This is a genomic window from Halobellus ordinarius (assembly GCF_031823395.1).
GTDB lineage: Archaea > Halobacteriota > Halobacteria > Halobacteriales > Haloferacaceae > Haloquadratum > Haloquadratum ordinarius.
The window spans coordinates 138,912-165,591 of sequence record NZ_JAVQKJ010000008.1; the positions used below are offsets into that span (position 1 = coordinate 138,912).

Below are 26,680 nucleotides of genomic sequence, written 5' to 3' on the forward strand. Positions count from 1 at the left end.
TTCCCGCGTGGGCCGACTCCCGTCGCTACACATCACAGTCGGCTGAATTGGGCTCCCACTCGTAGGTCTCGGGATGGTCGACGACGAGGAAGTCACACTCGTTTTTCAGGAACCGAACGTCGTCGTCCTCGATCCGCACCAGTCCGGCGTGGTTCAGTCCGTCGCCGCGGAACTCCGGCGGACAGACGCGGACCGTCCAGGTTTCGCGCACGCGCTCCCCCGTGTCGAGCGTCGCCTCGACCGCGTAGGACTCCCGGACGGCGCCGACTCCTTCGAACGCGATTCCCTTCGCGCCGGGGACCGTATACGTCCCATCGAGGACCGTCTCGTCCGTCTCCGTGTGTCTCACCGACAGCGACACGCACCGGTCGTTCGGCCGGTGGTTCTCGACGTAGAACGGGTCGGGACCGTCACGGGGGGGGTCCGTGGAAGTGGCGGCCGTGGGGGAGTTCCCGTCCGCGAAGGAATCTGTCGCGGTGTCGTCCGTCCGGGCAGTCGCGTCGCTGTGGGTTGTCGATTCCGAGTCGGCGTCCGTCGTCGTCGCAGCCGGAGCAGTGTCGAGACAGCCGGCAGCGGCGGACGACAGCGCGGTTCCGACGGCGGCAAGCAGCGTTCGGCGACGGATGGAGGGGGTCGGCGGGACGGCCATACTGTTCCGGTTCGGCGTGGGCTCTATATGCTTTCTGCGCGCGGGCGGACGGGGTCACCTCGTCGTGGCGCCCGCGTCGGCACGGCGCCGCAGGAGGTAGAATCCGATCCCGGAGGCGACCGCCGCGAACACCGCAAGCGTCGCAAAGAGCACAGCCGGCGTCGCGTAGGTCAGAATTGTGCCCGCGATCCCGCCCCCGAGCGCACCGACGCCGAACACGCCGAGATAGGTGAAGCCGTAGGAGAGCCCCCGCGTCCCCGCCGGGGAGTACTCCGCGACCGTGGCCTGGTAGAACGGCTGGACGAGAAAGAGCGCCGCGCCGAGCACCGCGCCGACGGCTAAAAGCGGGACGATCCCGGCGTTCGCGGCCGGAAGGAACACGAGCGCGAGCACGGCCAACAGGCCGAAACCGCCGGCGAGGCCGCGCTCGACGGGGATCCGGTCCGACAGCTTCCCGCCCAGGTACTGGCCGAAGACGCCGACGATGAGCAGCCCCGAGTAGAAGTACCGCTCGGGGTTGATCGAGCGCGTCGACCCCGGCTGTACGCCCAGGGCGTCGGTCACGACCGGGGGAAGCAACGACGTCAACGGCACCGGCTCGAACCCGGGGAGCCCTTCGAGGAGATTCGGCAGGAACGTCAGGAAGCCGCGGTAGTAGAGGCCGGAGGCCATCACAACCACGAAGACGAGCGCGAACGCGCCGGCGAAGAGCCGGCGGGTCTCGACGCTGAACTCGGCCAGCGAACCCACGCTGTCTGCCCGAGAATCTCCTCCGGCGTCGGTGTTGCCGGCGTCGGCACCGCCGTCGCTCTCGTCGTCGCCCCCGCCGTTCGGGGTCGCCTTCGCAACGTCGTCGACGGCTGCTGTCTCGTCGAACTGCGCCCGGACGGCGTAGGCCCCCGCAGCGAGGGCGGGTACCGCAAGCAGGATCGCCACCACCGTCCAATCGAGAAAGAGCAGCAGGATCGCCGTCAACAACGGTCCAAGGCCCGTTCCGACGTTGCCGGCGATTCCGTGGTACGCAAAGCCCGTCCCGCGCTCGTGGACGCCCTTCGAGAGCAGCGTCAACCCCGCGGGATGGTAGACGCTCGCGGCCGCCCCCCACAGTAGGAGCGCGATCGCGACGACGAGGAGATTCGGCGAGAGCCCGAGCAGAACGAACGAAGCGGCCATCCCGAACAGACAGACCGTGATCAGTCGATCGGAGCCGATCCGGTCGACGAGGACCCCGCCCGGCAGCGCGCCGACGCCGAAGAGGCCGTAGCCCGCGGTCACGACGAGCCCCAGTGTCGCCTCCGTCACGCCAAATTCGACGAATCCAAGCGAGAGGACGTCGAACTCGACCAGCCAGATCGACACGAAGATGGGGATCGACAGCTCGTAGGTGTGGACCATCCCGTGGGCGAGCATCACGAGCGCCACGATCGACCGGTCGTTCGCGTTCACGTCCCCTTTTCCGCGGAGCGGGACTTTCAACGCTCCGGATCGATGCCGCGGGGGTCCCTCGACGCCGACTGGAACTTCACTCCGGTTCGATCGAGGGGTCCCGTTACGGAACCACTGCGATCTATAAGTTATGAGTCGTATTTCATAAAGCAACACAGGTTGTATGCGTTACCACTGGAAAAAATTTATAATCCCTACGTCAGTAGTTGACAATGAATTATGCCAGGGTACTACGACTACGTGCTCGGGCTGATCCCGATCACGCTCTTCGGATTGAGCAGCGCTCTCGTGCTGGCCGGCCTGTCGCTGACGGCGGCGCTGCCGGTCGCCGCGACGGTCGCGGCCGGAATCATCGCTCACGCGATGTTCGTCCGGGCGCCCGTGGCGACGACCCCCGACCGACGCGAACGTGATGAGATCGGACCCGACGGCAACGCACCGTATCCGAACGCCGACTGATCGTTTTCCGTTCGATTTTCCGTTTCGCCGTTTGCTTGTTCGCTCGCAGTTGGTCAGTCTCCACACGACTTCTCCCGCACGTTCTTGTCGGTGGCCGTCGAAGTCGGAGATATGACCGAGACGCTGTTTCTCACGAGCGACGACGTCGACGGCCTCGCGACGCCCGCGGAGTTCGTCGACGCGGTCCGGGAGGCCTACCGACAGCGCGGCGAAGGTGCCCCCGCCGAACCGCGGACGAAACTGAAAAACGCCGACCCGCCGGGCTTTCTCACGACCTACGCCGCAGTGCTTCCGGACACCGGCGTGATGGGCGGATATATGTACGCGGCGGGCTTTGCGGCCGAGGATTCGTGGTTCGCGACGCCGCTTTTCGACGCCGAGACCGGGGAGCCGATTGCGCTGCTCGACGGCGCCAGTATGAACCCCTTCAAGACGGGCGCGACCGGCGCGGTTGCGGCCGACGAGCTCGCCCGACAGGACGCATCCTCGGCGGCGATCATCGGCAGCGGTGCGCAGGCACGGGGGCAACTCCGCGCGCTTTCGACGGTCCGCGACCTGGAGACGGTGTGGGTCTACTCGCCGACCAAGGAACACAGAGAGTCCTTCGCCGGGGAGATGGATCGCCGGCTCGACGGGAGCGTCGCCGCAGTCGCCTCCGCCGCGGCAGCCGTCGAGGGCGCGGACATCGTCGTGACAGCGACGAACGCGAGCGAGCCCGTCTTCGACGGCGACCTGCTCGAACCGGGGGCGCACGTCACCGCGATGGGACAGTACGACCCGGCGAAACGCGAACTCGACACGACGACCATCGAGCGCGCGACGTACGTGCCTGATCTCCGCGCCCGCGCCACGCAGGACGCCGGCTCGTTCCTGCACGCACTGGAGGAAGGCGTCGTCGACGAGGACCACATCCACGCAGAACTGGGCGAGGTCGTCGCCGGCTACGAACCCGGCCGCCAGGCCCGCGACGACATCACCGTCTTCGACAGCGGCGGGACGGGTATCGAGACGGCCGCAGGCGCGTACTTGCTCTACGAGCGGGCGAATGCGGCCGACCTGGGGACCACTATCGACTTCGCCCCGGGGAGCGAGGCGCTCACCGGCGAATAGCGGCCCCTGGTCTTCGTCGACATCCCGTAGCGGCGGTAGCTGTCGGGAGTCAGGCACGTCCCAAGACGTTCAGGAGCGCAGTCACGAAATGGGGATGATTGATCGATACAGACGAACGCTGTATCACCCCGGATCGTTACCTACTCAAGCTCTGTCAGGAATTGTCTGCTGAATATCGAGCGTGTATCCGTTGTAGACGTGGAGCATCCGGTAGGCGAGGCTGTGGCGTAGCGTGTGGGCGGTACCGTCGACGACCCGAGGGGGCCGACGTGGGTGACGGAACGAACGCCAGTAATTCAACCGGCGTGCTGAGGTGGTCTACTCGCCGCCGTCGGGGACGGCCTCGCCGGTATCGGAGTCGAGATCACGGAAGTGCTTCTCGGAATCGTACTCCTCGGGATCGCCGTCGAGGTCCGCAGCGAGATCCTCGCGGATCTCTTCGCGGAGTTCTTGGATCTCCTCTTTGGCCGCAGCGAGTTCGGCGTCGGTCATTGGTTCCTGATCCCGTGCCATTGCTCAAATCTCTCGATAAAGCGTTCGAGGTTCTTCGCTAAATGGTCTTCGGCGTGATCGAGGGCGACGGCAGCCGGAAGCGGCGGCGTGACGAACTCAGTCCGATACGTCTCACCCTCGCGGTAGATATCGATGTGGAGTCCTTCTTCCTCAACGTCGTGACCGAACTCGCTCCCGGGATCGTGGTCGTAGCGAACGACCGTCTGCCACTGGCCGTCGTGGTGATACGCCAGCTGCACGACGAAGCGTATGACCTCGCCGCTGTCGGTGTCTCGACCGACGCGCTCCCGAAGCGGCCCCGGCAGAGACCGCTGGTATTCCCGGTCGTAGTCGCGTGGGTCCTCGTCGGTCACTGTTCGCCTCTGCGGAGACGGACCGACGTAAGGGATTCGGAAAGCGTCATATGGCGGTCTGTATATCCAGGTCTTTGCTTCCGTGAGTCGGTCCGTACAGCCCACCTTTTTGCTGCGTCGGGTCGCGCTGCGCGCGACCACTCCTTGCAAAAATCTGGACCAAAAAGTGACCGACTCCGCCGCCTTCGGCGGCTTCGTCGGTGAACCGCTCGCTCACTACGTTCGCTCGCGGATGCTCAACTCGCAAGCCCAGTCCAACGGCCAATTCAGTGAAATGAGTGTGAAAACAAGATCGTGGTATCGTTCTCTATTCTCGTCTGGGAGAGTCGATGTCGCCGCGCGAAGCGCGGCGTTCACCGCGAGGCGAGCAAAGCGAGCCGAGCGGCCTTTTTTGGTCCAGATTTTTTGGCCGAGCGGGTCGCCGGAGGCGACCCCGAGGCGAAAAAAGGTGGGTTACTGTAACCGATACCGTAGCAGCGCCGCGATCCCGCCGAGGTTTTTCAGCTGTCGACCGGGGTCGAACTCCCCGGAGAAGACGGTGACGTCGCCGCCCTGCTGTTCGACGCTCCGGATGACGTCGTTGACGTCGACTTCCCAGTCGCCCTCGCCCTGTCGTTCCTGCCGCAGCCGATCGTCGACGACGAGTAACTCCTCGACGGCGCCGAACTCGGCGGCCTCGGCCACCTCCTCGATCCCGTAGGCGACCTTCTCGCCCGTCGCGATGCCCTCCATCAGCTGATCAAGTAATTCGGCCTCCTTGGAGATGCGCGTCTGGGTCTGTACCTCGTCGACGGCGCCGCGCTTCAGGACCTCGTGGACGCCCCGATCCCCGACAGCGGCGGTGTCGACGACGGTGATCAGGTCGGCCACGTCGGGGTGGTTCTCCGCGATGTAGTCTTGAGCGTCACCCTTCGTGAACCCCGGCCCGGCGAGGATGATCGCGTCGACGTCCATCCGCGCGAGCGCCTGCCCGAGTTCCGCAAATAGCTCCGAGCGCGGGCGGGCGTACTCGCCCTTCCCGGTCGGCGCGGTGAAGGAGAAACGCTCCTCGGTGCCGTACTGGGCGACCGTGTGGATGTGCGCCTCCCCCTCTTCGACGGTCGCGATCGCGACGTCGGCGTTCTCGGCGGCCTGTTCGGCCTCCTCGATCCGTTCGAGCTGATCGGGCTTGAAGTGTTTCTCGATCGTCACCTCGTCGTGTTCTTCGACGTTCAGCGTGTGGTGGTGCCCGAGCTGATCTTCGCGAGAGCAATCGATGATCTCACCGCCGACGCGCAGCCGGTTCGCGAAGCGTGCGAACTCCACGTCGGAGACCTCGACCGTCACGAACAGGTGTTCGCGCTGGCCGCCCGTATCGCGGAGCTGGTCGTCGTCGCGCTGAATCCGCCGTGTCGTGTCACCGGAGACCCGGTCCCCGGATTCGAGGACGTGGGAGAGATGCCAGAGGTCGTCGACGTTCTCGGGGACGAGGGTCATCCGCTCGCGGCCCTCCTCGCCGTGGCCGCGGCTCGAAATTCGCATACACTGAGGTCGACGGTCGGGAAAGAAAGGTCCTGCTATCCGTGGGGACGGTAGCCCCGGATCAATCGAGCGGCGCGAGCGCTACAGCCGCGCTCTGTTCGCGCCGCCGTAGCTGCCGGGTTCGTCCAGTCCGTCGGCGAACCCACGGGCGAACAGATAGAACGTCACGACCTGCACGTAGAACAGCCCGAAGATGCCGATCACCACGGCACTCAGGAGGCTCGCAACCGTGCCGAGGACGACTGCGACGGCGATCGCGAGCACCCAGGCGGTGAGGTACTCGCCGGTCGTGACGCCCGCGACGATCGTCGAGACGTCGAACGCCGCCGCGAGCGAGTCCTCGCGGGCGAAGTTCGCGAGCATCGCCGGGGCGACGTAGCCGATCGCCAGTGCGATCACCAGAAAGAGGAGGAATCCGACGACGCCGAGCACGGCGATGAGTCCGCCCGGGCCCGGATCGGCGCCGGGCCCTGCTCCGCTGAGCAGCGAGCCAGCACCGAAGAGTGCTCCGATGACGAGCATCGCGGCGACGAAGACGAGGGAGAGGAGGATGTTCACGACCAGAAGCTTCACGCCGTCGATGAATAGATCGCCCCAGTCGTTGAACACGGGGGGTTGGCTGTCACCGTTGGCGACACCGCGAAGCACGCGGACGAAGTAGCCCTGGAGGAAGAATATCGGGACCACGAACACCGTGAGCACGCTCAGGAGGCCGCCGATCAGTATCGTCCGAAGCCACTTGTCGTCGTTCAGCGGATAACGGAGGGCATCTGAGAGCATCGACCCGACCCTCTCGGTGCTCACAAGTAACTCTTTTTACTCTCTCGCGATGGGTCCGGAGGGAGATGTCGGCGAAGCGTCCCGCCGAGTTTAGACGGCGACTTGGTCGTCGACCGTATCGTCACGTTCGGCCCCATCGAGACTGCGGAGTTCCCCCCACGCGCTGCCGATGAGGTAGTACGCGGCCACCGCGGCGTAAAACGTGAGGAACGCCCCAACGATCGCCCCGAGGAAGGGGATCACGTTGAGGGCGCCGCCCACGATGACGGCGGCGAGCACGACCGCGAAGGCGGAGAGCCAGGCAGTGGCGTAGGTTCCGGACGTCAGGACAGGGCTGAGTTCGTCGAACGAAAACGCCGTTCCAATCCGGCCAGTCTCCGCGAAACCCGAGATCGCTGCGGGGACGATGTACGCCGCAAGGAGGCCCAACACGAGTGCCAAGAGCCCGCCCAGGAGGATGCCGATCGTCCCGAGTCCCAGAAAGCCAGCGCTTTCGGTTCCGCTCCCGACGACGAACGAGAAGATCCCGCCGCCGACGAAAACGCCGCCGACGATTCCGGGGACGAGTCCGTACACGAACGCGATCACGAACGCTCTCAGCCCGTCTCCGAAGAGGTCCCCCCACTCGTCGAAAGCGGGGGGCCGTTCGTCACCTCGCATCGTCCCGCGCGCCACTCTGACGAAGTAGCCGAAAACGAGGATCGTCGGGATGACGAAGACGCCGAGCAGGGTGAGGATGCCGCCGATGATAACCGTGGTGATCCAATTGTCGTCGTGTCTGGGATACTGCAGTGATTGTTGTATCATTATTTCTCCGAGCGACCCCACAGGTTGGACCCGAGGCGGTGGTCCGGGTGAGTTCGCCCTGCGTTATCGTATGCCATTATCCCAGATAACTATGAACAGCTTACCCCTGGTATGCTCGCCGTACACCGTCTGAGGCTCGCTTCCGTTTCGTTCCGGCCACTCTTCTTCGACCCGGTCGCTCCGGGCGCTCCTCTTCGACCCGGTCGCTCCAGACACACCTCTTCGATCCGGTCGCTCCGGGCGCTCCTCTTCGATCCGGTCGCTCCGGGCGCTCCTCTTCGATCCGGTCGCTCCAGACACACCTCTTCGATCCGGTCGCTCCGAGCCCTACTCTTCGACCAGTTCGCTCCCACCCGGCGGCAGGAACTCCTGGATCTTGTCGGGAGACGCGACTTTCCGGAGGAAGGACTGATCGGTGAACCGTTCTTTGAACTCCCGATAAAGCATCTTCGCGGCGTCGTTCTGCGCGTAGCGACCGGGGCGCACCCGGACCGCCGTCTCGACGCGATCCTCGATTGCCGACGGCGGCCCGCCGAGGACGCGGGTCTCGCCCTCACACTGGATGCCGATCGCGACCTCGGCGGCGACATCCCTGAAGTACGTCCGGTCGCCGCGGATCACGAAGGAGCCCTTCTCGATGTACTCGCCGGACTCCGGCGTCTTCGACACCTGGTCCGGCGTCACCATATACGCGTCCCCGGCGTATCTGCCATCTTTCCAGATCGACGAGTACGAGACGGCGAACTGTGCGGCCTCCTTTTTCGTCGATTCCGGGAAATCGACAGCCTCCGAGGGCTCCGAGGGCCCTGTCGCCTTCACGATCGTCACCGGGCCGCCGTGGGCCTGGGTGTGGAAGAACAGATCGTGTTTGTTCAGGTATTTCGTGACGATCTCCTCGTTCTGGTCGGCGTTGCGGCCGCCGATCACCAGGAATCTGTCGGAGGTGTGGAACCACCGGAAGCGCTCGTACCACTCCTCGGAGCTTCTGATGGGAATCGACTCCATTTCGAGCCAGTCCCGATCCTCGGGCTCTTCGTCGGTGTCCGCCTCGTCGGCCTCGCCGTCGTCGGCCTCCCACTCCTCGCGCCGCTGCTTTACGGCTTCAAGTTCCTCGCGGGTGTTTTCGATTGCGGCGAGCGCGCCGTCTTTCTTCTCTTCGATCCGCTTTGCCTCGGTGTACAGTCGATCGGCGTTCTTCTCGACCCCGGTGTCGACGTTGACCGCAACCTCGGTATCGTCGAGTTCGATCGTCACGGTTCCTTCCGCGCCGTCGACGTCGACGACTGCCTCCGCCGCGGGGATGCCCTGTTCGGCCCCCGCCGCGAGCGTCTCGCGGATCTCGTCCCAGGAGACGTCGTTTTCGCGCGCCTCGCGGACTGTCGAGATGACCTCGTCGACGAGGTCGTAGTTCGCGTACAGCAACTCAGCGCGGCGGCGTTCCTCGTCGGCCTGCGCCTCGAAGTCCTCGATTGCCCCCTCCTGCTGGGCGATGATCCGCTTTTGCTTCTCGATCTCGGCCTCGAAATCCGGCCGCGACGATCCCGTGTCCTCGGTCTCGTTGGCATCGTCTGCCAGTTCGAGTCGGAAGAAGTACTCGTCTACGGCGTCGTTAAAGGTATCGTACGCCTCGCTGTCGAGGCCCGCCGCCTCGTGTTCCTCCAGTGGGAACGGCGTGACATCGACCACGGCACCCTCCTCGTCGGTGTACACGCGCGGGTCGAACTCGCCGCCTCGGAGTCTGGTCCGCAGATCGTCGATGGCGTCGTGGAGCGCCCGGTAGACGTCCTCGTCGGCGTCCTCGATCGGCGTCGTCTTCTCGACGCCCGCGCGGGTGCAGACCTCCTCGGCGTAGAGGCCGCCCATATTCAACTGCGTCGCGATCGTTCGCACGACGTCGGTGTCCGAATCTTCCATCTCCCGGGCAAACGGTTCGTAGTCGACGGTGAGTGGGTTGATCCGCGATTCGGGGAACTCGTACTGGGCGCCGGGAGCGACGGTCCGGGATTTCAGCCGGACCGTCTCCAGGCTCCGGACGACTTCGCCGGTTTCATCGAGCACGGCGACGTTGCCCTGGCCGAACAGTTCCACCACGATCTTCGTGTTCTCGTCGCCGCGCTCGAACTCGAAGACGAGGATGCGGTCGAACTCGTACTGCTCGACACCCGCGAAGTCCGCCCCCGAGAGGCGGTTGCGCAGCATCATCGCGAAGTTTGGCGGCCGCCCCGGGGCATCAGGCACCCGCTCCGGGTCGGCGACGTGCGCGCGCTTGACTTCGCCGACTTCGAGGATGAGTTCCACTCGGCCACGGTCGAAATCGCGCATCTTGAAGCGGAGCAGGTCGTCGCCGTAGAGGTAGGCCTTGTCGACCTTCGCCCCCTCGTACCGGGTCAGTTCGGTGACGAGGGCGGCCAGATCGACGCTCGTGAGCTCCCGCTTCGGATCCATACCCCCCGTTCTCGCGGGGGAAGGAAAAGCCGCACGTTCCGTTCGTCGTCGGGACGCGCCGTCACGTCACCACCGGGCCGCAGCTCGGACCGACGAGACGTGCTCGGCTACGGGGTGACGACGTGCTCACCTACTGGCCGACGACGACGCGCTCACCTACCGGCGGGCTGCATCTCCGGCCGCCGACGCGCTCACCTACCGGCGGGCTGCATCTCCGGACGCCGCCGACACGCTCGACTACCTAGCCGAGACGCTCCCACAGCCGCCGTGCACCCGCGCCGACGACGAAGCCGGCCGTGCCCGCGCCCACGGCGACGCCCGCGCCGATCGCCAGCCCGGTCAGAAGCGTCGCGCTCGGGTACGTCAGCTCGAACAGTCCGAGCGGGAGGTAAAAGCCGAAACTCGGCCCGCCGGCCAGGGCCAGGCTGACGAACAGCCCGTCGTTTCGGAAGGCGCCGACTGCCGCCGCGAGGAAGGCAATACCGACCAAGAGCGGCAGGAACAGCCCGAACGGGACGGAGAGACCGCCGACGAGTCGGGGCGGCAGGTGGAGGACGAACGTCACGACGAACAGCACGCCCGCGACCGCCGAGAGCCGGATCGATTCGGCCGGGTCCCGGCCGAGTAACAGCGACTCCACGCGCGGCGACAACGGCGACGGCCCGGACGGCGACTGCTCTTCGGACACGTTCGGTCGTTTTCGGTGACGGCTCTTGATACTTCCCCCGGCAGGCCGAATACACGTGGAGGTCGCCGAGACGCGCTCTTTTTATCCGCTCGTCCGCTACCCTCCGCTAATGGCCAAAGTCAGCATCGGCCTCCGCGGCTGGCGCTTCGACCAGGAGGAGGTGTTCGACGAGGACGGCGAGTTCCGCCCGCTCGATGAGGTTTCCGAGGACATCCGCAAGCGGCTCATCCGTCTGACGTACCTCCAGGAGAAGCCCTGCGACGCCTGTTATCTCACCTACGGCGAGGAAGAAAAGCGCCGCGCCAACCAGGCTGCGATCGTCTACGGCGAACCGATGGAGGAGGTGCTCCTCTGTGCGGACCACGAGGCGGACTTCCTCTACTGGTTCCGGGAAGCCGGCGGGAAGGAACTGGTCGGTTCCGAACGGTTCCGCGACGAGTTCCACGAGTGGTTCGCCGCCGGCAACCGCGCTCCCGAGGGCTACGGCGGCCTCGAACACGTCGATACCGACCCGAGCACGCTGCCGACGCCCCCGGATCCGGCGGAGCTCAACCGCCGGCTCAACGAGAGCTACGAGGGCGAGCGCAAGCGGATCGACCTCCGGACGGGCGAAATCACGACCGTCGAGGAAGCCGAGGACGCGGACGGTGAGGCGCCGCCGCCGCTGGACGACGTCGACCTCGGCCGCGAGTACCCCACCAAGTAGATGTCGGGCGAGGGCGACGCTAACGGCCGCAGCCACGACCCCGTCGTCGTCGTCGTGGAACCGAAGACGCCGGGCAACATCGGGACGATCGCCCGCGCGATGAAGAACTTCGGGCTCTCGGAGCTGAAACTCGTCGATCCCCCGGAACTCTCAGAGGACGGCGAGGCGTACGGCTTCGCCGGGCACGCCCGGGAGGACGTTCTGCCGAACGCCGAGGAAGTGACCTTCGAGGAGGTCGTCGACACCTACCACACCGTCGGCACGACGGCGATCACGAACGAGGATAGCCGACGGCACGTCCGCTTTCCCTTCAAGACGCCGCTGGAGGTCCGCGAGAGCCTGAAAGCAGTCGACACGCGCACGGCGCTCGTCTTCGGCCGGGAGGGCACCGGCCTCGACAACGAGGAGCTCGCACAGCTCGATGAGGTGTGTTCGATCCCCGCAAGCGAGGACTATCCAGTGTTGAACCTCGGCCAGGCCGCGACGATCCTCCTCTACGAACTCCGGCCGCTGACCGTCGGCGAGACGCAACTCCCGGACGTCGAGCGCGAACGCGCCGACGAGGCGGCGATCGATCGGTTCTACGACTTCTTCGAGGAGTTCCACCACTCGATCGAGAGCCGGGACCACAAGCGAGCGAAGACGGGGATGATGATGCGTCGACTGCTCGGTCGTGCGCATCCGACCGAACGGGAAATCACCACGCTCACCGGCATTTTCCGGCGGGCGAACGAACTTCTCGGCGACCGCTCGTTCGGCGACCACACGGAGACAGAACCCGACGCGAGACCCGACACAAGTGGCACCAAAGACGACGAGCCCGTCGCAACCAACAGCAACCGAACCGACTAATCCGAATGGTTCCGTGACACCACTACTGAACGCCGCCGTTCCGCAGACCGAAGATACTGATGTCCTCACCCCCGCCGCGATCCCGTAGATCAGCCAGATCGGTCCGGCCCGGGAGGGACCCCGGACCGGGGCTCGTCGCGCGTGTCCTCGTCGGACTCGCCCTTCTGGCGTTCTACGGCGTCCTCGCCGCGGGGAGCGTCGTCGTGTTCACGTCGCTGTGGCAGGGCGGGCTGGACCCGGGTGTGGTCGTGCTCGGGATCGGCGTCGGCACGCTCGTCGCCGCGTACCTGAGCCTCCGTCTGGGCACCCAGCGTATCCTCTCACAGCTGGACGCTCGGGAACTGTCCGAGGCACGTGCGCCCGCAGTTCACCGGCTGCTGGCGGACCTCGCCGACGCGATGGAGATCGACCGGCCACGGCTGCTCGTGGCCCGACTCGGCGAGCCGAACGCCTTCGCCCTGGCGACGCGGGGGCGTGGGACCGTCGTGGTCGCCGCGTCGCTCTTCGAGTTGCTCGATGGGGGGGAGATCGAAGCGCTGCTCGCTCACGAACTCGCGCACTTGGAACGGCGGGACAGCCTCGTCCAGACTGCCGTCCTTTCGGTTTCGCAGCTCGTGGTCGTACTCGTCGAGGTGCTGCTGTCACCGGTCGTGTTCCTCGTGACCGGAATCGCCCTCAGCCTGGCGTGGTTCCGCGGTGCGCCGCGTTCGTGGCCGGAGACGGTTCCGGGTCGAATCAGACGACGGCTCGAATCGGGCGTCGTGTTGGTCGGCGTCGCCGTGACACTCTTACTCCGCGCTCACGCCCGTCGGCGGGAGTTCGCGGCCGACCGACGCGCCGCAGAGGTGACCGGCCGACCGCGCGCCTTGGCGAGCGCGCTCCGGAAGCTCGACCGGGCGTCGAAGCCAGCTGCAGTCGGGCGATCGCCCCTGTGGCACGGGGAGGTCGAATCCGACGCCGAGCGTCGGCTCCGGGAGTACTTCTCGACGCATCCGCCCACGAAAGAACGGATCGAGCGGCTGGCGGATATCGCAGCGGATTCAGCAACCCGAATACCCGTCGAGTGATCCCGACTACTCCGGCGTGCCGCCGTCGCCGACCGCGACGCTGGATCCCGATGTCGCAGTCGGATCGGGGTCGCGCCCGGCGGGCTCCCCCGTCGTCCCGCCTGCCTCGAATGCCGACAACAGCGACTGGAGCTGTTCGGCCTGCTCGGCGAGTGACTCTACGTTCGCGCTGACCTGCGAGATCGAGGAGGCCTGTTCTTCGGCAGCCGCGGAGACGTCCTGTGCGTCGTCGGCCGTCGTCCGGCTGATCTCCGCGGCCCGTTCGACCATCGACACCGTCTCCTCGGCGGTTTCGGCCTGGTCGTCGGTCGCGTCGCTGATCTCCTGAATCCCGCTGTCTGTCTCCTCGGCGTTCGTCGCCACCTGCGTGAACGCGTCCAGGACCTCCTCGACGGCCTCGACGCCTTCCTGCATATACTCTTTTGCCGCCCGCGCCTCGGAGACCGTCGTCCCGGTCTGTGCCTGGGTCTCCTGGATGAGCTCCTCGATCTCGTTTGCGGACTCCTGGGTCTCTTCGGCCAGCTGTTTCACCTCGTCGGCGACGACGGCGAACCCGTCGCCGTTGGCCGTGCCGGTGCCGTTGCCGACGCGGGCGGCCTCGATGTTCGCGTTCAGCGCGAGCAGGTTGGTCTGCTCTGCGATGTCGCTTATGAGTTCGACGATCTCGCCGATCTCGGTCATCCGATCCTCCAGCCGTTCGACGTTGTCGACGGTCGAGTCGATCGCCGACTGGGCGTCGCGGGCGTCGTCGATCGCCCGCTGGGCGGTCATCTCGCCGGTTTCCGCGATCTCGGCCGTCTCGTGGGACGTCTCGGCGACGGTTTCTGCCGAGGCGGCGACCTCCTCGACCGTCGCGGAGAGGTCGGTCATCTCGCCGTAGACCTCCTCGAGCATCTCCCGCTGTTCGTCCGTGCCGCCGGAGATGTTCTGGATCGCGTCGGTCACCTCCCCGCTCGCCTGCCTGACCTCGTCGGTGCCGGCGTCGGCTTCTTCACTCGCGACAGTGACCTCCCCGGCGACCGTCTGGACCTCCCGCATCGTCGGCTCCATCTCCTCTATCATCTCGTTGAACGCCTCGGCGACCTGGGTCATCGCTTCGCTGTCGCTGTCTGGATCGAGTCTGACGCCGAGGTCGCCGTCGGCCGCTTTCGCCATCGTGGCGCTGAAGTCGTCGGCCTTGGTTTCGAGGTGGGCGTTCAGTTCCTCGACCTCCTGCTGTCGCGCTTCCGCGTCGGCACGCGCCTCCTCGACCTCCTGGGTCTGCTGGAGTTGCTTTTCGGTCTCCTCGCGGGAGCGCTCGATCGAGTACCAGTTCGACATCAGCGCGGCGGCGAGAAACAGGACGAACGTGGCGTGAATCATCGCCCACGCGAACGGGTTGTTGATGGCGGCGGCGTGGTTGTAGACGAGGCCGGGGGTCGTCATTCCGAAGTACCCGTGCTGGACCGCCACGTACACGATTCCGACGAGGAACGGGAGCCAGTCCTCGTAGACAGCGACCACTGCCATCACGACGAAGAAATGGAAGTGCGCCTCGATGTACCCGCCGGAGAAGTACACCAGCACGGCCGAGGACGTCGCAAGTCCAAGCGTCGCGAACGTGGTCCGGGTGCGCCGGCCGAACCGGGAGACACTCGCCAGGACGATGAAGGCGACGATGGTCCCGATGCCGAGACCGACCTCGGGCACGGAGAAAGCCGGGATCGTCGCGCCAGTGAGTACCGACTCGGTTCCCTCGTAGAGTCCGAGGAGGAGCAAAAGCGGCGTGTGTGCCAGCAGTAGGACCAACACCTTTCGGTGGCGTCCACGCCAGGTCTCCGCCGGAATGGAATCTCCACTCGGCGTGTACTTGATGATCTCGCTTACGACCCCGCCCCCGCCGCCGATTAGACCGGGACTGTCCACCCCCGCGTCTGTCGTGCTCCCCGCCATACTTTGTCCGACCCCACACCGGGGGAAAAATCTGTGCCCCAAATATCAAAATAGATAATTAGAATCTTCCGGTAGCGGAACGTTTCGTTCGGAAATAGACGGAAGCGCAGTCTTGCTATTTTCACTAAAAACTGGCGTGGAACGGCCGACCCATCGAACAGATTGGCCGCAGAGTGGCGCAGATGCGGCCCGCAGACTCCTAATCAGTATCAGGCGCGCTTTTGGATCTCCTCGCGGAGGACGTCGCTGACGATTTCGCCGTCCGCCTTCCCGCGCAGCGCGCCCATCGCCTCGCCCATCAGCGCCGAGAACGCGCCCATCCCCTCGGACTCGACCTGCTCTATGTTCCGTTCGACGACCTCGCTGACGGCCTCGCGGACGTCGGACTCGGAGACGGCGCCGAGGCCGGCTTCCTCGATCGCCGCCTCCGCCGAGAGGTCGGGGTCCGCGGCGATGGTCGAAAGCACCGCCGCGACGCCCTCCTTTGCGAGGTCGCCGTCCTCGACCAGATGCATCACCGCGAGCAGGTGCTCGTCCGTCAGTCGCTCGACGGCGACGTCGTCGCGGCGGAGTTCAGTCAGCGTGGATTCGAGCAGTCCCGCCGCGAAGGTGGCGTCGATCCCCTCCTCGATTGCCTGCTCGAAGAGCGGCATCCGGCGGCCGTAGGCCACCTGTTCGGCGAGGCCGGAATCGAGATCGTACGCCGCCTGATACCGTTCGACCTTCTCGGTCAGTAGCTCCGGCGTCTCGACGGCCGAGGGGTCGAGGTCGACCGGCGGCACGTCGGTCTCGGGGTACATCCGCGCCGCGCCCGGGAGCGGACGGAGGTAGCGGGTCGTCCCGTCCTCGTTGGCGCCGCGGGTCTCCTCGGGAACGCCCTCGATTGCTGTCTTGGCCCGCGCTGCGGCGGCGTCGATCGCCAGTTCCGCGGTCTCGGTGTCGGCGGCGACGATCGCGACCGCGTCCTCGTCGCTGGCGTCGACCGCCTCACGGAGCGCGGCGACCTCCGCCGCTGTCACGCCGTAGGCCGGGAGTTCGTCGGTGTGGAAGATCCCGCCCGCCCCGTGGCGCTTGGCGTGATCGGACAGTTCGGTACCGAGCCGGCGGTCCGGCTGGATCTCGCGGCCGACGAGGCCGTCGAAGCCGAACAGCGGCACCGCCATCACCGACCCGCCGTCGGAAAGTGCGCCGCCGATCACGCCGGAGTCGGTGTCCGTGAAGACGTCGGAGACGTCGGCGACGTCGCCGACCGACGCGTCGCGCTCTCGGAGTTCCGCCCGGATATCGAGGAGTTCGACCTGCCGACCGACTTCCCGGCGGACGATCTCGTCGATCTGATCGAGCGCCTGCACGCCCTTGATCTCGACGCGTGCGCCCTCGGCGATAGAGACGTTGACGTCCTGCCGGATGGTCCCGAGGCCCCGCTTCACGGCGCCGGTCGACCGCAGGAGCATCCCGATCGTCTCCGCCGCCTCGCGGGCCTGCTCGGGGGAGTCGATGTCCGGCCGGGTGCCGATCTCCACGAGCGGGACGCCCAGCCGATCCAGGGAGAAGGTGACACCGCCCTCGCGTTCCTCGACGCGCTGTGCGGACTCCTCCTCTAAGAGCAGATCCTCCACGCCGACCGGCCCCTCGCTCGTCTCGATCTGGCCGTCCTGCGCGACCAGCGACGTCCGCTGGAAGCCGGAGGTGTTCGACCCGTCGATGACGAGCTTTCGCATCACGTGGGCGACGTCGACCGGCTCCATCTCCAGCAGGTCGGCGATCTGCAGCGCGACCGCCTGCGCCTCCTCGTCGAGCCGGTGGGGCGGTTCCTCGTCCTCCTCGACCAGACAGGTGGTGTCGTAGGCGAGATACTCGAACTCCCGGTCGACGCGGCTCTCCTCGAGGGCCGCCTCGTCGAGTTCGCCGAGTTCGCTCTTCGTCGGGTGGAGATAGCGGGTAAACGAGCGCGACGCTGCATCCGGGTCACGCTCCGCAGTCGGACACCCGCAGAACAGCTTCGTCGGGGTGTCGAGTTGCTGGTGGATCTCCAGCCCCGCGACGAGGCCGAGGTCGTCGTAGTCGTACGCGGTCATTACGGGCTACTGCGAACCCCCGGCGTAAAAACCATTCAGTCCGCGGCGAGCGGTCCCCCCGTCGGCGCGCGATCCGGCGACCGACGCCCGCAGCCACTGCAAGTCGGCGCGTAATTCGGTGGCCGCAGTCTAGAGTCGCCGCAGTCCGTCGCCGATGCCGCTGCCCTCCCCGCACTCGGGACAGGCGTAGTGCCACCCGTCGGTCGTCGCCTTCCCTTCCGGAAACGTCGCCCCACAATGTCGGCATTCGAGGAGGTCGCGACCGCGGTCGCGACTGTACTGGAGACCCTGCATACGGCGGTATTCGACGGAATCGTGTATCAACGTATCGATCTTCCGATGATCGGACCACACTGATCCTGTCGTTCCGCCAAACCGGTATTTATCCCGTACCGGGTGAACCCCAAGACGTGACCCGATACGATCGGCCCCGACTGATCGAAGATACGACCGGCGCGACGAAGCTGAAGGTGTCGCTTCCCGGGGGACGGTATCAACTCTCGCTCCGTGACGGCGGGCGGTCGCTCCTGTGTGACAGGCTCGGCTACGAACTCCGCGACGTCGTCCCGGACCCCCTCGTCCGCGTCCTCGTCGCGACCGGCGACGCCTGGTTCCCCCACCAGCGGGATTACGAGTCAGTCCTGGCGGATCTTCCGGAGAACGCGCCCGCCTCCGAGAGGGACCGTGCGGCGGTGGCGGAGTACCTGCGGACGACACGCGTCCCTGCAGTGCGGCTCGAAACGGTGACGCGCGTCATCGAGGAGACCGGCCTCTCGGGACACATCGATCCCGACGACGTCCCGGTGACCGAACTGCCGACGATTCCCGACGGGATCTTCGAGGACGATTCCTCCTCGGCGGAGGCCTCCGGGGAACCGGACGAACCGGACGAACCGACCCGGGAAGCGGTCGAACCGGACGAACCGACCCGGGAAGCGGTCGAACCGGACGAACCGACCCGGGAAGTGGGCGAACCGGACGAACCGACCCGGGAAACGATCGAACCGGACGACCGCATCGAGGAGCGACCGGCCGATCGACCGCCGGTCGGCGACGAGGGAACCGAGGGGAAAGGCGAGGAGACCGACGCCGAACTCCGCGAGATCCCCGGCGTCGGAGCCAAACGCGCGGACGCGCTCCGCGCCGCGGGGTTCGACTCGATCGCCGAACTGGCTGAGACGCGTCCGGCCGACCTCGCGGCGGTCCCTTCGTTCAGCGAGGCGACGGCGACCGTCGCCGTCGAGGGCGCGCGGGAACATCTCGACGACGGGCCCTCGACGGCCGAGAAACTGGCCCGACAGACGGGACGGGAGGCGTCGCTCTTCGAGGCGGCGCTGTCGCAACTCGCGGCGGCGGGCGTTCCCCCGTCGGCGGCGCGTCAAACGCTCCTGCGACAGTACGGGCCGTCGGTGGCCGATATCGACGCCGTCGACGGGCGGATGGCGTACTTCCTCTCGGAGGCGGGCTACTCGACGCCGTTGGAGGTGTCGGGGGCGAGCCTGGAGGAACTCGAAGCGGTCGACTACGTCGGGGCGACGACCGCCGCGCGGATCAAGGAAGGTGCGGCGGCGCTTCTGGACGACTGACAGGCGGGCGAGGGGTTGCGGTTCGAGGCCGACCCGCCGAACCGCGGCTCACTCGTCGCCGAGGATCCCGCGGTGCGTCATCGTCTCGGGGTCGAGCACCTCGTCGGCCTCGCTCTCGGTGAGATAGCCCTTCTCGATGACGACCTCGCGGACGGTCTTGTCCTCTTTCAGCGCGGTCTTTGCGACTTCGCTGGCCTTGTCGTAGCCGATCGTCGGGTTCAGCGCCGTCGCCAGCGCCATCGACCGCTCGACCTGCTCCTCGCAGACGGCCTCGTTGGCTTCCAGTTTCGCGACGAAGCGCTCGGCGAACGTCTCGGCGGCGTTCGAGAGCAACGCCGCGGACTGCAGGAAGTTGTGCGCGAGGACGGGCTTGTAGAGGTTCAGATCGATCTGTCCCTCCGCGGCCCCGGCGGCGACGGCGGCGTCGTTGCCGACGACCTGTTTGTGGACCTGATTGACCGCCTCCGCGACGACCGGATTGATCTTGCCGGGCATAATCGAACTCCCGGGCTGGTTCTCCGGCTGTTCGATCTCGCCGAGGCCGTTCCGCGGCCCCGACGCGAGCAGCCGGAGGTCGTTTGCGATCTTGTTCAGCGAACCCGCGACCGTCCGGAGGGCGCCGTGGGCCTCGTTCATCGCGTCGTGGGCGGCCTGCGCCTCGAAGTGGCTGTCGGCGGGCCGGAAGGATAGCCCCGTCTCCTCGGAGATGTACGCCGCGGTGCGCTCGGGGAACTCCGGGTGGGTGTTGAGCCCGGTCCCGACGGCGGTGCCGCCGAGCGCGAGTTCGCCGAGGTGGTCGCTGACGTCCTCCGCGCGCTCGATCCCCTTCTCGACCTGCGTCCGGTAGCCGGCGAACTCCTGGCCGAGGCGGATCGGCGTCGCGTCCTGCAGGTGGGTCCGCCCCGTCTTGACGACGCCGTCGAATTCGGACTCCTTCGCTTCGAGCGAGTCGGCGAGCGTCTCAAGCGCCGGAATCAGATCCTTCTGGACGGCTTCGAGCGCCGAGACGTGCATCGCCGTCGGGATGACGTCGTTCGAGGACTGCCCGTAGTTGACGTGGTCGTTGGGGTGGACGGTCCGGTCACCGATCGACTCGCCGAGGAGCTCCGCCGCGCGGTTGGCGATCACCTCGTTGGCGTTCATGTTCGAGGAGGTGCCCGAGCCCGTCTGGAAGACGTCGACCGGGAACTGGTCGTCGTGCTCGCCCGCGATGACCTCGTCGGCGGCGTCGACGATGGCGTCGGCTTTCTCTTCGTCGACGAGGCCGAGGTCCCGGTTGGCCTCCGCGGCGGCCTTCTTGACGATCCCGAGCGCCCGGACGAAGCGGCGGCCGAAGGCGATCCCCGAGATGGGGAAGTTCTCGATCGCTCGCTGGGTCTGCGCGCCCCAGTAGGCGTCTTTCGGCACCTGCATCTCTCCGAGGCTGTCCCGCTCGATGCGGTACTCGTCGTCGTCGGACATACTCGGAGGGACGGCCGGCCGGCGCGTAAAACCCGTCGGTTCGCGTCGCGCGGGACCTCGTATCGACGACGCTCAGCGTCGGAGCGGAAGCGCGATTCCGACGGTTTAAGAGAATTCCCCGCTACCCCGTAACCGTGAACGCGTGGCAACGTCGGGTCGTCGGATACTCCGTCTTCCTCGCCGCGGTGATGCTGCTCACGGCGCTGGCCTACCAGTGGGGGATGCGGGTCTGGGAGAACGATCCGGTGACTTTCCTCCACTCGCTGCAGGTCGTCGTCGAGATGTTCACAACCACCGGGTTCGGCGGCGACTCGCCGTGGACGGCGCCGCAGATGCAGGCGTTCATCGCCGTGATGGATCTCGTCGGAATGGCACTCTTGATCGGGACGCTGCCGGTGTTGGCGACGCCGTTGCTGGAGAACGCGTTCTCGACGACGGTCCCGCGAGCGGTCGAGGAGTCGCTCTCGGAGCACGTGGTGATCTGCTCGGATACCTCGCGGGTGGAGACACTCACGTCGGAACTGGACTCCCTCGACGTGCCGTATGTGATCATCGAGGGGGACCGCGATCGGGCGGTCGAACTATACGAGGACGGCCACCGCGTCATCCGGGCGGATCCCGAGTCGACAGACGGACTCGCGCGGGCGAACCTCCCCACAGCGCGGGCACTGGTCGCAGACCTCTCGGATCAGGTCGACGCGAGCATCGTCCTCGCCGCGAAGGAACTCGCCGCGGACGTCCGGATCGTCAGCGTCGTCGAGGACCCCGACAGGGAGCGGTACCACCGGCTGGCCGGCGCCGACCAGGTGCTCTCGCCGCGGTCGCTGCTCGGTCGGAGCCTCGCCGCGAAGGTGACCACGGCGATGAACGCGGAGATCGACGAGGCGATCGAGATCGGCGACGACATCGAACTCGCGGAGATCCCGATCCGCCACGGGAGCGAACTCGCCGAGTCGACGCTCGCCGACAGCGGGATCCGGGAGAAGACCGGCGTCAACGTCCTCGGCGCGTGGTTTCAGGGCGAGTTCGACGCCGTTCTCCATCCGGACACGAGGCTGACGGCCGGGACGGTGCTCTTCGTCTCCGGCCACTCCGAACAGCTCGAACGCCTCGTCAAACTGAGCCGGGCGCAACTCCGCCGGTTCCGGACGGGAGAGACAATCGTCCTCGGCTACGGCGAGGTCGGTCAGACGGTCGCGACCGCGCTCGAAGAGGCCGGCGTCCCGTTCACGACGGTCGATCGGACCGAGGGCGAGGGCGTCGACGTCGTCGGCGACGCGACCGATCCGGAGACGCTCGTCGAGGCCGGTACCGAGGACGCCCGAACGGTGGTGCTCGCGCTGCCGGACGACACGACGACGGAGTTTGCGACGCTCGTGGTTCGGGATCTGGCCCCGGAGATCGAGATCATCGCCCGCGTCGAGGAGCGCCCGACGATCCCGAAGGCCTTCCGTGCGGGTGCGGACTACGTTCTGTCGCTGGCGACGGTCACGGGCCGGATGATCGCCTCGCAGATCCTGACGGAACGGGACGTGCTCTCACTCGATCAACAGATCGAAGTGGTTCGGATGGAGGCTCCCGAACTCTCGGGACAGACTGTTTCGGAGGCGGATATTCGCGCCCGAACCGGCTGTACAGTGGTCGCGATCGAGCGCAACGGTGATGTGGTGACTGACGTCGGGCCGAAGACCCGGATCGGCACCGACGACAAACTCGTGGTCGCCGGAACCGACGAGAGCATCCGGGAGTTCGAGCGTCTGTTCGTGTGACTGCAACGGTGGTGTCGGTCACAAAATAGCCGCGACCGACAGTATCAGTTCGCTTCGCGGTACTCCTCGGGCGTGTACGTCTTCAACTCCAGGGCGTGAATCTCGGTCGTCATCGCCTCGCCCAGCGCGTCGTACACCAGTTCGTGCTGATCGACGAGCGACAGGCCCTCGAAGGCCGGCGAGACGACGACTGCCGCGAAGTGTGCGTCCTCGTGGTCCTCGTCGGGGACACGCGGGAGCGAGACTGACGCCTCCGCGTCGTCGATTGCGGCTTCGATTCGTCGTTCGACCTCGTCGGTTTCCATACGCGGTCTGAGCGTCGCCAAGGAATAAAGCCCTCCGCTCGGGCCTCTGTCGACAGCGATTCCACTCGGGTTCGCTGACGGGGGCGACTACATCTGATACCGGCGCTCGTCGTCGCGCTGCGGGAACTGATCGGCACCCGTCATCTCCTCGAAGGTCATCCCCGAGAGATACTCGTCGTATGTCACGTCGTAGTCCTGTCGGAGGTGGAAATCCAGCGTGCCGCGATCGACCGTCGTCTGGAAGAGGAGATGGACCGCCCGCCGCAGCAGCTCGTCGGTCTCCTCAGTGCCGAACGCTGCGGCCAGCATCGCCAGTTCGTGGCGGGTCTCCCTGTCCAGCGACACCGACTGCTCCTCGTCGATGTCGGCGTAGGCGGTTTCGACGTCCTCAGTGAGAGCATCGAGGCTCATACCCCGAGGCTGGGGTGGCGTGGGCAAACGGCTTTCGCCTCGGGTGCGCGATCCCGCCGAGGCCAGGGTCGAACCGTCAGGCCCGATCAGAATCCACAAACCCTGCGAGCCCACAGGGACTATCGATGACCGACGAGGAGGCCTCCCAGGCCGCGACGGCGGCGGTTCCGGCCGACGATCTGGCGTCGATCCGCGACGCCCTGCTCTCGTGGTACGAGGCCGACCACCGCGAGTTCCCGTGGCGCGAGACCGACGATCCCTACGAGATCCTCGTCTCGGAGGTGATGAGCCAGCAGACGCAACTGGGGCGCGTCGTCGACGCCTGGGAGGACTTCCTCGACCGCTGGCCGACCGCGGCGGATCTGGCGGCAGCCGATCGCGCCGACGTCGTCGCCTTCTGGAGCGACCACTCGCTGGGGTACAACAACCGCGCGAAGTACCTCCACGAGGCTGCGCGACAGGTAAGCGAGGAGTACGACGGGGAGTTCCCGCGGACGCCCGAGGAACTCTCGGAGTTGATGGGCGTCGGGCCCTACACCGCCAACGCCGTCGCCTCCTTCGCGTTCAACAACGGCGACGCGGTCGTCGACACGAACGTGAAACGGGTCCTCTACCGCGCATTTGCAGAAATCCATAATGCGGACGATCCAGACTACGAAACTGTTGCGAACGCCCTCATGCCGGCCGGAGAGTCCCGAATCTGGAACAACGCGATCATGGAACTCGGCGGCGTTGCTTGCGGAAAGAAACCACGGTGTGACGAGGCCGGCTGCCCGTGGCGCGAGTGGTGTCACGCGTACCAGACCGGTGATTTCACTGCGCCCGACGTACCCACACAGCCGAGCTTCGAGGGGAGTAGGCGACAGTTCCGCGGGCGGATCGTCCGGTTACTCGGCGAACACGACGAGATGGACCTAGACACACTCGGGCATCGGATACGAGTGGACTATACACCCGACGGCGAGCACGGCCGGGAGTGGCTTCGAAATCTCCTCTCAGACCTCTCTGACGACGGTCTCGTGCAGATCGAGGAAGGAAACGATCAGATAACTGCTCGCCTCCAGTAGTCCGATTCACATCGACGCCCCCATCTCGCCCATCGACGGGCCGATGATCCCCAGAAAGAGCTACTTGTGCTCGCAAAGGTGGTATCTATAATGGATTTCAAAATAGAATTCGCAAGGTTGAGAGTCTATGTCACCATTATTCACGGCTTCAGGATTTCGGGGCGTTTTGCCCTTAAGTACTCATTTGCGCTGAAAGAAGAAATTTAGATTTCCGAAATCACGATTTCTAAAATCGGGAGTTCTATTTGGGTGGGGATGCTATCGGGTGTATGGAGCAATTCGTTGATCGGGATGTCGAACTCGATCAGCTCACGGACTGCTACGAGTCCGAGACCGCAGACTTCGTCGTCATTTACGGCCGGCGTCGTCTCGGCAAGAGCGAGCTCGTCCGTCAGTCCATCGCTGATCGGGATGACGCCGTCTACTACCAAGCAGTCGAATCCACGGCACAGAACCAACTCGAACAGTTCGTCGACACCGCCACTGCACAGTTCCCCTCGTTGCAGAACGTCCGCCGCGACTGGGAAGCCCTCCTCGAAACACTCGGCGAGCAAGACGCTATCGTAGTCATTGACGAGTTCCCGTTCCTCATTGAGGAGGACGAATCGCTTCCCTCACGGATCCAGCGAGTGTGGGACATGGAGCTACAGGAGACGGGGATGACGCTTGTGCTCGTCGGCTCCTCGATCAGCGTCATGGAGGACAAGGTGCTCTCCGGCAGCGCACCGCTGTACGGCCGTCGGACAGCGACGATTGATCTCAAGGCTCTCGATGTACCTGACGCACGCCAGTTCTTCCCGGCGTACGATCCGGAAACGGCCATCACGGCGTGGTCCATCTACGGCGGTACGCCGTACTACCTCCAGACTATCGACCCCGACCAGTCGCTCAGCTCGAACGTTCAGCAAGGAATCCTCTCGGAGCGCGGGCTCCTGTACTCTGAACCCGAGTTCCTGCTCCGCACCGAACTCCGCCAGCCGAACACGTACTTCAGCATCCTTCGCGCACTCGCCCACGGCCGTCGCACCCCGAACGAGATCGCGGGGATGGCCGGCGTGGAGTCAGGCTCGCTCAGTACCTACCTTCAGAAGCTTCGTCGACTCCGCCTGGTCGAACGCCACATCCCCGTGACGGAATCACCGACGGTCTCGAAACGCGGTCGGTATCGCATTGCTGCGCCGCTGTTCCGGTTCTGGTTCCGATTCGTCTACGGGAACCAGGACCAGCTTCGGATGCTCGACGACGACGCGTACAACGAACTTGTCGAACCAGAAGTAGCGGATTACGTGAGCCCGCTGTTCGAACGGCTCTGCCAGCGGGCGCTCCCAGACCTCACCGACCGGCAATTCCGTGACGTCGGGCAGTGGTGGTTCAAGGAACACGAACTCGACGTCCTCGGCCTCACCGGCGGCGGACTCGTCGCCGGCGAGTGTAAATTCACGTCCCAACCCGTGAGCGAAGGCATCCTCACCGACCTCGAACGAACGGCGGCGGAGGTCCGGTGGTCAGAAGAACCGGCAGACGGGGAGACGCTGTACGTCTTGTTCAGCCGCTCCGGGTATACTGACGACCTCAGAAACGTCGCTGACACGCGTGATGACGTCCGACTCTTCGAGTTGTCTGACCTGATGACGACTGATAGTGATTACTCTCACTGTTTCCCGCCGAGCGCCGCCAACGGGGATGGCGCTCGGCGGTAAGAGACGAGAGGAAGCATTATGATACGAACGCGTAGCAGGGAGTGCTGGTCGCCTCCAGGAACTCATCAACGGTGACAGCTCTCCAGTCGGGGAGGACGTTGTTCAATTCTTCTCGGCGGAAGATTCCGTCCCTCGTTCCGAACACTGCCCGAATATCATCCAGATTCAAATACGGTTCCCGGAGGCGGAGTACCATAAGTTCTTCAAGTAGCTCGGCGCTCGGGAATACGATACTCTCGACGGCGGTTGTCTCCCGAAGCTCACGCAGTGTGCTGTGATCGGGGTTAGTGCACGTCGAGGACACGATGGCGAAATAGATGCGGCGAACGCCTTGATCGCGCAACTGCCGGGCGTGCGTCTCGATGTACTCCCGAATCGCTCGGTCGTCCGTGGCGATAGAGTAGCCGTCACCGCGGACTTTTCGCGTCGTAGATGACGGCGTAGTCGTTTCGAACGGCGGTAGCGATACCATCAGGCCGGCGATCGGAGCCCTGCCCTAGTTTTTCGACGTCGCAGACGACGATGCGGCGTTCGAGGCGACCGCGGCCGAACTGCTGCCCGCGGGCGAATCCCGCGTCTGGAACAACGCGATGATGGAACTCGGTGGCGTCGCGTGCGGGACGATCCCCGACTGCGACGCCGCGGGCTGCCCCTGGCGCGAGTGGTATCACGCCTACGAAACTGGCGACTTCACCGCTCCCGACGTGCCGACACAGCCGAGTTTCGAGGGCAGCCGTCGACAGATGCGGGGCCGCGTCATCTCGACGCTCAAGGAGTACGACGAACTCGAACTCGCCGACCTCGGACCGCGGATCCGGATCGATTACGCGCCCGACGGTGAGTACGGTCGGGAGTGGCTCCGTGGCCTGCTCTCGGATCTGGCCGATGACGAACTGGTCGCGATCGACGACCGGGGCGACGAGACCGTCGCCCGGCTCCGGTAGCAGGGGAACACGTCTTTGATCCCACCCCGGT

At 65.8% G+C, this 26,680-nt stretch carries 26 protein-coding genes and 1 pseudogene; 10 read left to right on the top strand and 17 right to left on the bottom strand.

Annotated elements, in window-relative coordinates; genetic code table 11:
* Nucleotides 1–25: 25 nt before the first annotated feature.
* Together RJT48_RS13180 and RJT48_RS13185 are read right to left on the bottom strand one after the other, a co-directional pair.
* Nucleotides 26–649 (bottom strand): hypothetical protein, encoded by a 624-nt coding sequence (locus RJT48_RS13180; RefSeq protein WP_311172780.1) that lies wholly within the window; start codon nucleotides 647–649, stop codon nucleotides 26–28.
* A gap of 54 nt (nucleotides 650–703) precedes the next feature.
* A complete protein-coding gene (locus RJT48_RS13185; RefSeq protein WP_311172939.1) occupies nucleotides 704–2,059 on the bottom strand; it encodes an MFS transporter in 1,356 nt (451 codons plus the stop codon).
* Between the two features lie 255 nt (nucleotides 2,060–2,314).
* Here RJT48_RS13185 and RJT48_RS13190 point away from each other — a divergent pair, with 255 nt between their 5' ends.
* Entirely contained in the window at nucleotides 2,315–2,554 is a 240-nt protein-coding gene (locus RJT48_RS13190) for a DUF8015 family protein (protein ID WP_311172781.1), read from the top strand.
* Between the two features lie 111 nt (nucleotides 2,555–2,665).
* On the top strand, nucleotides 2,666–3,664 hold the full coding sequence (locus RJT48_RS13195; RefSeq protein WP_311172782.1) for an ornithine cyclodeaminase family protein: 999 nt from the start codon (nucleotides 2,666–2,668) through the stop codon (nucleotides 3,662–3,664).
* A gap of 318 nt (nucleotides 3,665–3,982) precedes the next feature.
* Here RJT48_RS13195 and RJT48_RS13200 read toward each other — a convergent pair whose 3' ends face one another.
* The 8 genes from RJT48_RS13200 to RJT48_RS13235 all read right to left on the bottom strand — a co-directional run bounded on the left by RJT48_RS13200 (nucleotide 3,983) and on the right by RJT48_RS13235 (nucleotide 10,771).
* The gene (locus tag RJT48_RS13200; protein ID WP_311172783.1) at nucleotides 3,983–4,156 is read right to left on the bottom strand and encodes a hypothetical protein; all 174 of its coding nucleotides are present in this window, start codon (nucleotides 4,154–4,156) and stop codon (nucleotides 3,983–3,985) included.
* Nucleotides 4,153–4,530 (bottom strand): DUF7718 family protein, encoded by a 378-nt coding sequence (locus RJT48_RS13205; protein ID WP_311172784.1) that lies wholly within the window; start codon nucleotides 4,528–4,530, stop codon nucleotides 4,153–4,155. Before RJT48_RS13205 ends, RJT48_RS13200 begins: the two co-directional genes overlap by 4 nt.
* Nucleotides 4,531–4,983: 453 nt before the next feature.
* On the bottom strand, nucleotides 4,984–6,051 hold the full coding sequence (locus RJT48_RS13210; RefSeq protein WP_311172785.1) for an mRNA surveillance protein pelota: 1,068 nt from the start codon (nucleotides 6,049–6,051) through the stop codon (nucleotides 4,984–4,986).
* Nucleotides 6,052–6,132: 81 nt separating this feature from the next.
* Complete coding sequence (locus RJT48_RS13215; RefSeq protein ID WP_311172786.1) at nucleotides 6,133–6,831, bottom strand: DUF4013 domain-containing protein; 699 nt, start codon at nucleotides 6,829–6,831, stop codon at nucleotides 6,133–6,135.
* Nucleotides 6,832–6,921: 90 nt separating this feature from the next.
* On the bottom strand, nucleotides 6,922–7,638 hold the full coding sequence (locus RJT48_RS13220; protein WP_311172787.1) for a DUF4013 domain-containing protein: 717 nt from the start codon (nucleotides 7,636–7,638) through the stop codon (nucleotides 6,922–6,924).
* Nucleotides 7,639–7,701: 63 nt separating this feature from the next.
* The gene (locus RJT48_RS13225; RefSeq protein ID WP_311172788.1) at nucleotides 7,702–7,938 is read right to left on the bottom strand and encodes a hypothetical protein; all 237 of its coding nucleotides are present in this window, start codon (nucleotides 7,936–7,938) and stop codon (nucleotides 7,702–7,704) included.
* Between the two features lie 27 nt (nucleotides 7,939–7,965).
* Nucleotides 7,966–10,083 (bottom strand): ribosome rescue protein RqcH, encoded by a 2,118-nt coding sequence (gene rqcH, locus RJT48_RS13230; protein WP_311172789.1) that lies wholly within the window; start codon nucleotides 10,081–10,083, stop codon nucleotides 7,966–7,968.
* A 241-nt stretch (nucleotides 10,084–10,324) separates the two neighbouring features.
* Complete coding sequence (locus RJT48_RS13235) at nucleotides 10,325–10,771, bottom strand: hypothetical protein (protein ID WP_311172790.1); 447 nt, start codon at nucleotides 10,769–10,771, stop codon at nucleotides 10,325–10,327.
* 109 nt (nucleotides 10,772–10,880) lie between these two features.
* Here RJT48_RS13235 and RJT48_RS13240 point away from each other — a divergent pair, with 109 nt between their 5' ends.
* The 3 genes from RJT48_RS13240 to RJT48_RS13250 are packed head-to-tail and all read left to right on the top strand — an operon-like array spanning nucleotide 10,881 to nucleotide 13,396.
* Entirely contained in the window at nucleotides 10,881–11,477 is a 597-nt protein-coding gene (locus RJT48_RS13240) for a DUF8114 family protein (RefSeq protein ID WP_311172791.1), read from the top strand.
* Nucleotides 11,478–12,329 carry an RNA methyltransferase gene (locus tag RJT48_RS13245; RefSeq protein ID WP_311172792.1) on the top strand — a complete coding sequence of 284 codons (852 nt, stop codon included), beginning with the start codon at nucleotides 11,478–11,480 and terminating at the stop codon, nucleotides 12,327–12,329.
* Between the two features lie 59 nt (nucleotides 12,330–12,388).
* Nucleotides 12,389–13,396, top strand: a complete 1,008-nt coding sequence (locus RJT48_RS13250) for a M48 family metallopeptidase (protein WP_311172793.1) — start codon at nucleotides 12,389–12,391, stop codon at nucleotides 13,394–13,396.
* A gap of 6 nt (nucleotides 13,397–13,402) precedes the next feature.
* On the opposite strand, the gene RJT48_RS13255 is transcribed toward RJT48_RS13250, so the two are convergent.
* From RJT48_RS13255 to RJT48_RS13265, 3 genes are all read right to left on the bottom strand, one after another.
* Nucleotides 13,403–15,328 carry a methyl-accepting chemotaxis protein gene (locus tag RJT48_RS13255; protein ID WP_311172794.1) on the bottom strand — a complete coding sequence of 642 codons (1,926 nt, stop codon included), beginning with the start codon at nucleotides 15,326–15,328 and terminating at the stop codon, nucleotides 13,403–13,405.
* 209 nt (nucleotides 15,329–15,537) lie between these two features.
* Nucleotides 15,538–17,406, bottom strand: coding sequence for a Glu-tRNA(Gln) amidotransferase subunit GatE (gatE, locus tag RJT48_RS13260; protein WP_311172795.1), 1,869 nt, complete (start codon nucleotides 17,404–17,406; stop codon nucleotides 15,538–15,540).
* Between the two features lie 129 nt (nucleotides 17,407–17,535).
* On the bottom strand, nucleotides 17,536–17,700 hold the full coding sequence (locus RJT48_RS13265) for an HVO_2901 family zinc finger protein (RefSeq protein ID WP_311172796.1): 165 nt from the start codon (nucleotides 17,698–17,700) through the stop codon (nucleotides 17,536–17,538).
* Between the two features lie 116 nt (nucleotides 17,701–17,816).
* Here RJT48_RS13265 and RJT48_RS13270 point away from each other — a divergent pair, with 116 nt between their 5' ends.
* Nucleotides 17,817–18,992 (top strand): helix-hairpin-helix domain-containing protein, encoded by a 1,176-nt coding sequence (locus tag RJT48_RS13270; RefSeq protein ID WP_311172797.1) that lies wholly within the window; start codon nucleotides 17,817–17,819, stop codon nucleotides 18,990–18,992.
* 48 nt (nucleotides 18,993–19,040) lie between these two features.
* Here the strand turns inward: RJT48_RS13270 and RJT48_RS13275 are convergent, their stop codons facing one another.
* Nucleotides 19,041–20,453, bottom strand: a complete 1,413-nt coding sequence (locus tag RJT48_RS13275; protein WP_311172798.1) for a class II fumarate hydratase — start codon at nucleotides 20,451–20,453, stop codon at nucleotides 19,041–19,043.
* 134 nt (nucleotides 20,454–20,587) lie between these two features.
* On the opposite strand from RJT48_RS13275, the gene RJT48_RS13280 reads away from it, so the two are divergent.
* Entirely contained in the window at nucleotides 20,588–22,222 is a 1,635-nt protein-coding gene (locus RJT48_RS13280; RefSeq protein ID WP_311172799.1) for a potassium channel family protein, read from the top strand.
* Nucleotides 22,223–22,266: 44 nt separating this feature from the next.
* Here the strand turns inward: RJT48_RS13280 and RJT48_RS13285 are convergent, their stop codons facing one another.
* Together RJT48_RS13285 and RJT48_RS13290 are read right to left on the bottom strand one after the other, a co-directional pair.
* Nucleotides 22,267–22,527: a BolA family protein gene (locus tag RJT48_RS13285; RefSeq protein WP_311172800.1), complete on the bottom strand. Its 261-nt coding sequence runs from the start codon at nucleotides 22,525–22,527 to the stop codon at nucleotides 22,267–22,269.
* Nucleotides 22,528–22,614: 87 nt separating this feature from the next.
* Complete coding sequence (locus tag RJT48_RS13290) at nucleotides 22,615–22,938, bottom strand: ribbon-helix-helix protein (RefSeq protein ID WP_311172802.1); 324 nt, start codon at nucleotides 22,936–22,938, stop codon at nucleotides 22,615–22,617.
* A 125-nt stretch (nucleotides 22,939–23,063) separates the two neighbouring features.
* Between RJT48_RS13290 and RJT48_RS13295 the strand changes: the two genes are divergently transcribed.
* Nucleotides 23,064–24,005, top strand: coding sequence for an HhH-GPD family protein (locus RJT48_RS13295; RefSeq protein ID WP_311172803.1), 942 nt, complete (start codon nucleotides 23,064–23,066; stop codon nucleotides 24,003–24,005).
* Between the two features lie 269 nt (nucleotides 24,006–24,274).
* Entirely contained in the window at nucleotides 24,275–25,705 is a 1,431-nt protein-coding gene (locus tag RJT48_RS13300) for an ATP-binding protein (RefSeq protein WP_311172804.1), read from the top strand.
* Between the two features lie 16 nt (nucleotides 25,706–25,721).
* On the opposite strand, the gene RJT48_RS13305 is transcribed toward RJT48_RS13300, so the two are convergent.
* Nucleotides 25,722–26,177, bottom strand: coding sequence for a hypothetical protein (locus RJT48_RS13305; RefSeq protein ID WP_311172806.1), 456 nt, complete (start codon nucleotides 26,175–26,177; stop codon nucleotides 25,722–25,724).
* A gap of 31 nt (nucleotides 26,178–26,208) precedes the next feature.
* Here RJT48_RS13305 and RJT48_RS13310 point away from each other — a divergent pair.
* Nucleotides 26,209–26,649: pseudogene (locus RJT48_RS13310) on the top strand (HhH-GPD family protein); the annotation flags it as partial.
* Between the last annotated feature and the right edge of the window lie 31 nt (nucleotides 26,650–26,680).

Coding starts and splice junctions, on each gene's coding strand:
- RJT48_RS13300 (WP_311172804.1), top strand. CDS start 24,275: ATGGAGCAATTCGTTGATCGGGATGTCGAACTCGATCAGCTCACGGAC.
- RJT48_RS13250 (WP_311172793.1), top strand. CDS start 12,389: ATGTCCTCACCCCCGCCGCGATCCCGTAGATCAGCCAGATCGGTCCGG.
- RJT48_RS13290 (WP_311172802.1), bottom strand. CDS start 22,938: ATGAGCCTCGATGCTCTCACTGAGGACGTCGAAACCGCCTACGCCGAC.
- RJT48_RS13200 (WP_311172783.1), bottom strand. CDS start 4,156: ATGACCGACGCCGAACTCGCTGCGGCCAAAGAGGAGATCCAAGAACTC.
- RJT48_RS13285 (WP_311172800.1), bottom strand. CDS start 22,527: ATGGAAACCGACGAGGTCGAACGACGAATCGAAGCCGCAATCGACGAC.
- RJT48_RS13180 (WP_311172780.1), bottom strand. CDS start 649: ATGGCCGTCCCGCCGACCCCCTCCATCCGTCGCCGAACGCTGCTTGCC.
- RJT48_RS13255 (WP_311172794.1), bottom strand. CDS start 15,328: ATGGCGGGGAGCACGACAGACGCGGGGGTGGACAGTCCCGGTCTAATC.
- RJT48_RS13220 (WP_311172787.1), bottom strand. CDS start 7,638: ATGATACAACAATCACTGCAGTATCCCAGACACGACGACAATTGGATC.
- rqcH (WP_311172789.1), bottom strand. CDS start 10,083: ATGGATCCGAAGCGGGAGCTCACGAGCGTCGATCTGGCCGCCCTCGTC.
- RJT48_RS13210 (WP_311172785.1), bottom strand. CDS start 6,051: ATGCGAATTTCGAGCCGCGGCCACGGCGAGGAGGGCCGCGAGCGGATG.
- RJT48_RS13240 (WP_311172791.1), top strand. CDS start 10,881: ATGGCCAAAGTCAGCATCGGCCTCCGCGGCTGGCGCTTCGACCAGGAG.
- gatE (WP_311172795.1), bottom strand. CDS start 17,406: ATGACCGCGTACGACTACGACGACCTCGGCCTCGTCGCGGGGCTGGAG.
- RJT48_RS13195 (WP_311172782.1), top strand. CDS start 2,666: ATGACCGAGACGCTGTTTCTCACGAGCGACGACGTCGACGGCCTCGCG.
- RJT48_RS13265 (WP_311172796.1), bottom strand. CDS start 17,700: ATGCAGGGTCTCCAGTACAGTCGCGACCGCGGTCGCGACCTCCTCGAA.
- RJT48_RS13295 (WP_311172803.1), top strand. CDS start 23,064: ATGACCGACGAGGAGGCCTCCCAGGCCGCGACGGCGGCGGTTCCGGCC.
- RJT48_RS13190 (WP_311172781.1), top strand. CDS start 2,315: ATGCCAGGGTACTACGACTACGTGCTCGGGCTGATCCCGATCACGCTC.
- RJT48_RS13185 (WP_311172939.1), bottom strand. CDS start 2,059: ATGCTCGCCCACGGGATGGTCCACACCTACGAGCTGTCGATCCCCATC.
- RJT48_RS13275 (WP_311172798.1), bottom strand. CDS start 20,453: ATGTCCGACGACGACGAGTACCGCATCGAGCGGGACAGCCTCGGAGAG.
- RJT48_RS13305 (WP_311172806.1), bottom strand. CDS start 26,177: ATGGTATCGCTACCGCCGTTCGAAACGACTACGCCGTCATCTACGACG.
- RJT48_RS13215 (WP_311172786.1), bottom strand. CDS start 6,831: ATGCTCTCAGATGCCCTCCGTTATCCGCTGAACGACGACAAGTGGCTT.
- RJT48_RS13245 (WP_311172792.1), top strand. CDS start 11,478: ATGTCGGGCGAGGGCGACGCTAACGGCCGCAGCCACGACCCCGTCGTC.